Source organism: Microcoleus sp. AT3-D2 (assembly GCF_036705715.1).
Classification (GTDB): domain Bacteria; phylum Cyanobacteriota; class Cyanobacteriia; order Cyanobacteriales; family Microcoleaceae; genus Microcoleus.
The window spans coordinates 40,598-46,597 of sequence record NZ_JAUBVE010000059.1; the positions used below are offsets into that span (position 1 = coordinate 40,598).

At 44.4% G+C, this 6,000-nt stretch carries 6 protein-coding genes; 2 read left to right on the top strand and 4 right to left on the bottom strand.

The annotated features are described in order from the left end of the window. Positions 1–298: 298 nt before the first annotated feature. Positions 299–1,303, bottom strand: coding sequence for an RNA polymerase sigma factor, RpoD/SigA family (locus tag QUB44_RS21735; protein WP_333370685.1), 1,005 nt, complete (start codon positions 1,301–1,303; stop codon positions 299–301). An 878-nt stretch (positions 1,304–2,181) separates the two neighbouring features. Here QUB44_RS21735 and QUB44_RS21740 point away from each other — a divergent pair. Both QUB44_RS21740 and QUB44_RS21745 read left to right on the top strand, forming a co-directional pair. After that, positions 2,182–2,844: a hypothetical protein gene (locus QUB44_RS21740; protein WP_333370687.1), complete on the top strand. Its 663-nt coding sequence runs from the start codon at positions 2,182–2,184 to the stop codon at positions 2,842–2,844. Positions 2,845–2,850: 6 nt separating this feature from the next. Next, the gene (locus QUB44_RS21745) at positions 2,851–3,531 is read left to right on the top strand and encodes an OmpA family protein (RefSeq protein WP_333370689.1); all 681 of its coding nucleotides are present in this window, start codon (positions 2,851–2,853) and stop codon (positions 3,529–3,531) included. 76 nt (positions 3,532–3,607) lie between these two features. On the opposite strand, the gene QUB44_RS21750 is transcribed toward QUB44_RS21745, so the two are convergent. The 3 genes from QUB44_RS21750 to QUB44_RS21760 form a co-directional block, all read right to left on the bottom strand. Beyond that, positions 3,608–5,341 (bottom strand): ATP-binding protein, encoded by a 1,734-nt coding sequence (locus QUB44_RS21750; protein ID WP_333138683.1) that lies wholly within the window; start codon positions 5,339–5,341, stop codon positions 3,608–3,610. 122 nt (positions 5,342–5,463) lie between these two features. After that, the gene (locus QUB44_RS21755; protein ID WP_445299918.1) at positions 5,464–5,769 is read right to left on the bottom strand and encodes a hypothetical protein; all 306 of its coding nucleotides are present in this window, start codon (positions 5,767–5,769) and stop codon (positions 5,464–5,466) included. Continuing rightward, on the bottom strand, positions 5,762–6,000 hold a 239-nt coding region (locus QUB44_RS21760), incomplete at its 5' end, for an HNH endonuclease signature motif containing protein (RefSeq protein ID WP_333370692.1). The genes QUB44_RS21760 and QUB44_RS21755, both read right to left, overlap by 8 nt.

The window sequence follows — 6,000 nt, forward strand, 5'->3', positions numbered from 1 at the left end:
GGCTATAAACTTGAAGGAACGATCGCCCGCCCGATGCCTGAACTTAAATCTAAGATTAGTTTTGACAAATTTTGCGTCCGCCCCGATCGCGAGATCGACCCCTCAAATAATACCATTTTAGATTTTTAATTTGAGATTAAACAATTGAATAATTTGGCGTGACATATTCCATAAGGGTTTGGATCACGGGTCTACAGTTGCATTCTTTTTTTTAAGTGGTATAAAATTATCCTTCCCAGCAGCGCCAACACGAAAAAACAAGTTGAGATTTTGGGGAAAATCTCAACTTTTTTAGTGACTAACTCGCCAAGTATTCTCGGACTTGAGATTGGCGGCGGCGCAGGTGGGCAAGGGCTTGATGTTCTAGCTGCCGCACCCTTTCCCGGCTGAGATTTAACCGTTCTCCGACTTTCGCCAGAGACATTTCTGTGCCGTCTTCCAAACCGAAGCGCAGAATTATTACATCTCGCTGCTGGGGGGTAAGTTCTGATATCAAAGTATTGAGGTCTTGCCGCAGTAATTCCGAGGTAATGTAGTTGTCTGGAGATGCCGTTTCGTCTTCTAAGAGTTCTTGCAGTTCGGTATCTTGGTTGTCTCCTACCCGCAAGTCCAAAGAAACTGGATGTCTTGCCATCAGCAGGTATTCCCGAATCTGGGAAGGGTGCAGTTCCAAGGCGGTGGCAATTTCCCCAGGGGAGGGAGACCGGCCCAACTGCTGGGTGAGTTCCCGCTGCACTTTTTTAATTTTGTTGAGTTTTTCGGTGATGTGAATTGGCAATCGAATTGTGCGGGCGTGTTGGGCGATCGCGCGGGTAATTGCTTGCCGAATCCACCAGTAGGCATAGGTAGAAAATTTGTATCCCCGCATCGGGTCAAATTTTTCGACTCCTCGTTCTAAACCGAGGGTGCCTTCTTGAATTAAATCCAAGAATTCCATATTGCGTTTCTGGTATTTTTTGGCGATCGCCACTACTAGCCGCAAATTGGCTTCAATCATCTTTTGCTTGGCCCGCCGCCCTATTTGTAAGATCCGGCTAAGTTCAGGTTCGGTCAACTCCATTTCGGCAGCCCACTCTTGAGTCGTCAGATCCCGCTGCCATTCTTTAGCAAGTGCTTGTTTTGCTTCGATTAATTTCATCATTTGCTGCACCTGCTTCCCGAAAACAATTTCTTCTTCTCGGGTTAGCAAGGGTACGCGACCGATCTCGTGCAGATAGGTACGAACCGTATCCGTTGAGGAGTATGGCCGGCTGCCCATGCGATCGGCTTTCACTGTTTTGTTTTTGGGGGTTGTGGTGGACATGGGTGAGTATTGCACTCCTTGTAACAACAGATAAAAAGTTGGTGATACCCTGTCCCACTTTTACAAGTGGGATAAAGACTGCGACAAAGGGGATGTTTCCCCTGTTGTTTATCGGTGACGATCGGTAGAAGCTTTTTGTTTGGGATTACTTTTGTGCTTGATTTTCCAGTAATCGCCGTCGATTTTCGGTAGCTCGCTAGCTTTAACGGCTAGTTCAAGGCGAAGTGAAGCAAGAGTTTAGTTTTCTCAATATTATTCCCAATTTTGAGGATCGTAAAGAGTAAAAACCTCTGTCTTAAGGTCAAGATTCTACATTTTTCCTTAAGGTTTTGAATTCCCTGTTAGTTTTAACTGCCACTCAACTTCACAATACTCATGCAGACTCATGCTATTCGAGGGCTTTGTTTTGCTCTCTGTTCCATCATCGCTTGAAATTTTCTCGCTGCCTAGATGGTGGGATGCGAGATAACCGAACTGGATCGCCGTATTAGATGGGAGTAACTGTTTAAAATATTTATTGACATTTTTATTTAAATATGCTAACCAAATTCTGCTACGAGTAACGACAAGGTGTATAAAGGCTGGCTGTTGCCCTGTTTGACTTTCATTGTGCCCCTAGGCTCCATCATCTCAATCATGTTTAAGCTTAAGCAAATTTTGGGCCTTTAGGGATGAGGGGTGAGGGGGTGAAAGGGGAAAAGCTTCTGACTGAAAGCTGGGGCCTAATTTTTTTGACGTTCGATCGTAATTTCTAGTTAAAGAGATTTTAAGGGCGCTCGCACTTTGTAGCTCATCTAATTCTCAAGGCTAGATTAAACCCGCAACAAAAGCTACCACTCTCTATTAAAATTAGCACAAAAGCTCGATCGGGTGCAGCAATGAAAGCTAAAAATTTCCCACAATTAGCATTACTATCGCTGGTGTGTGTCGCCTGTGTGCAAAACCCATTGGCACAAGCACCCGCCGCGTCGTCCGCACCCAATACCCCCCCAACTCCTACGCCAATTCAAACTCCATCCATTTCACCTCCCGTTCAAACACCATTAGCACAAGAACCCGCCGCATCGCCCGCACCCAATACTCCAACTCCTACGCCAATTCAAACTCAATCTCCAAATCCTACGCCAGTTCCGACTCAAACGAGTTTAGAGGTTGCCCAGAAAACTACAAACTCTCTGCCACCTGAAAAAACTTACGACCTGCGCGTTATCGATAACCAACTATGGAGACGGCTGACAAAAATTACCTTTGGTGAAGATAGCATTATAGTGACTATGGTGATTACAAATGGTAGCAAGGAAGTTGTAATACTTAATGCTGAAAATAGTATGTATCTCTACGACAACGATGGGCAACGATATAATTTGTTGCCTCCCTCCAATAATACCCAAATTATGATTAAACCAGGCACTACGCTCAAAGGGCAGTTTGTATTCGTAGGTTGGTTACAACCGAAAGCAAATAATTTGCGGATATATTCGACTATCAATGATTCGAGGAGTTTTATTACCCTATTCGACAAGATTCCAATTGACAGGTGATTGAAAATGAAAAAGCTAATTAGACTGATTAATACTACGATAATCTCATCATTACTTTTCGCGACCTCATCCTCTCAGTTGGCTGCCAGTAAATCCGCTAAAGTCGATACTGTTGAATCAGAATCAACAGCAGTTACAACCTTAGAAGTAATACCAATTACTCCTACTACAGTAAAAGTTGAAATTATTGCTCAGACTACAGTAAATATTGAGAATATCACCGCTAATCAAACTGCGACAGAGGAGCAGCTACCAACACAAATAACAACCGAGACTGTCAAAAACATTGAAACAGAGTTGAACGCCGAAAAAGTACCTGAAGGCATCAGAATTAATGTGCCAGAAACTATTTTATTTGATTTTGACAAATATAACGTCCGCGCCCAAGCTAAACCCACTCTCACCAAGATAAATCTGCTGCTGAGACATTACAAAAACGCCCAAATATTCATCAACGGACACACCGACAACAAAGGAGAAAATGCCTATAATCTAGAACTTTCCCAGAAGCGAGCCGCAGCGGTAAAATATTATTTTATCAACGTTTTCAAGGTGCAGAATACCCGAATGCAAACCAAAGGGTACGGCAAAACTAAACCGATTTCTCCTAATAATAATTTAGACGGCTCAGACAACCCGGTGGGGAGAGAGAAAAACCGCCGCGTTGAATTAATTATTAAAACATAGGAATTAGATTATTTTACGGCAGATGCACGCAGATGAACGCTGATAAAAAGGGATTTTATAAGGGTTTAATCTGTTGTTAAAATCCTAAATCCATTTTAGCAGATTCTGCCTCGGCAAATACTTGTTCATCGGGCATTTCTTGCCAGTCAATATCCCCAATTTCTCTGTAGAATTGCTCGTCATAGGGGCGAGTTTGCACGACTACGGGCATGGGTACGGCGTGCCCCAAAACTAATGCTTGCTGTTTGGAGTCGAGTTTTGCCAAAACTGATCGCAAACTCTGCCCTCCCGAAACGCCGGTAAAAATAGCATCGATGTCTTTATCATCGTTTAGCAAAGCTGTGATCCGCGTTCCGACTTGCGACATGACTTCAGCATCGATGCCGGAGGGACGCTGGTCTACAATTAGCAGAGTTACGAAGTATTTTCGCATTTCTCTGGCGATCGTACCAAAAATAGTCGATCGCACGATCGCCGGATCGAGAAAGCGGTGAGCTTCCTCAATGGTAATCACCAACGGCTGCGGGCGATCGCACGGATTTTTGCTCTGCAAAAACTTCTCCGCTTTCCGCACGTAAGCTTGGTGAATGCGGCGAGTAATCACATTTGCCGCCAACATATAGGACAGCAAATCCGAGTGGGAACCGAACTCAATTACTACATTTTTCCCGCCATCCAAACACTGCAAAACTTCAGTCACATAATTTTTCGGACAGCGTTTGCGAATGTATTTCAAATCATTTAATCGCTCTAACTTCCGCTGCAAAGCCATAATCGAAGACTTATTCCCCCGCTTTTCTTCGCAAAACATTTGGATATCTTCGTTGGTCATTTCCAGCAACTTGTTTATCCAACCACTTCCCAACTCATTTCGCAAAATAATCGCATTTTCAATACTAGCTTCCGACAAATTTAGCTCGCGCTGCACTAGCGCGATATCTTCCACTTCAATTTGATCGAAACTCAAAAACAACTCTTGAGCGTCGCGGACTCCCCGGCGTTTGGTCGATTCTGGATCGAGGGTATAAATCTGCATTTTATCGGGAAACAACTGCCGCAAACCTTTAACAGTGCTGAACTGTTTCCCTTCAGAAACAGCTTCCCACCCGTACTCCGAGTGCATATCAAAAATTAAATTAACAGCAGCTTGCTTGCGAATAATTCCCGACAATAGCAAGCGCGTGAGAAAAGATTTTCCCGTTCCAGACTTGCCAAAAACTCCGTTGCTGCGTTCCACAAACCTGTCTAAATCCAAGCAGACAGCAACGTCCATGTCAATCGGTTTGCCGATCGCAAAATTGCGGCGATAGGGGTCATCTTCCCAGCCAAAAACTGCCCGAAAATCAGTTTCTTTGGCATCAAACACCTGGGAAAAGTGGCTGGGAATAGTTTTAACAGGGAGCAACTCAATATCCGCACCGGTTTGTGACTCAAAAGAAGCCAAATTTCCTAACGCCAGCTTATTCTCGCGAACTCCGCCGTTTTTCGTCGGGTCGAAAATTGCCTGCTGTTTTTCTCTCTCAGCAGTCAACATCAACATCGGCGACAGTTCGATCGTACCGTAGGTGCTGCTACCAGCTAGCACTGCGAGAAGAAAATCGTCGTCGGGATTAGGAGGATTCGATAAAATGCGGGCGCTAGAAGTTCCCAGAGACACGTCGGTGAGCATACAGAAAAAGTGCGATCGCACCCCCCGCACTACTAGAAATTTCCCCACCCTCATATCTTCCACCGAAACATCGGCGTGCAGTCGCACTTCTAATCCCTTGCTCAGGGAACCTTGAATAACAGAGCCTAACGGTCGATCCATTTTAGATTTTAGATTTTAGATTTTAGATTGTTATTGACACTCCCCGGTCTGAAGACACGGGGATTCTTAAGGACAAACTTTGGGGGATGAATCCACCCAAAGTTTGATTTTTAAAGGGTTTGTCAGCAACCCACTACCACTCGCTCAACAATTGAGTCTATGGCTACATTTGATTTTCGGATGATATTGGCAGCACCATTTACATCTGCATTCAGTATTAATCCCTGAGCCGAACGGTACAAACCTCTTTTGATTCTTTTACCTGATGGTTGCCAATTGTCAGGTTTTTCACCAACTTTCACTGGCAGAAAATCTCGGTCTAAGAAATTAAAGTCGGCGACTCCCTCACGAGAGTCGCCGCTCTCCAAAACCGTGCTTGATAGTTTCCCATCACACGGCTCCTCAATGACTCGGTGATTGTCACTCATACCGCGTTACCAACATATCCTCTTTCCAGAACCATTCTGTATGTGAGGGTGGCTTAGGTTTAGCACTTTTACAGCTAGATTTTTTACCCAGACTGCCATCTGTAGCAGTCTTTATATCGTGGCAATGTCTGTGAAGTAAGTCCCAGTTGTCATAAGAATCCTTTCCACCTTTCGATTTAGGAATTCTGTGGTCAACTTCCATGACATCTTCGTCTCGAAAATGTAATCCGC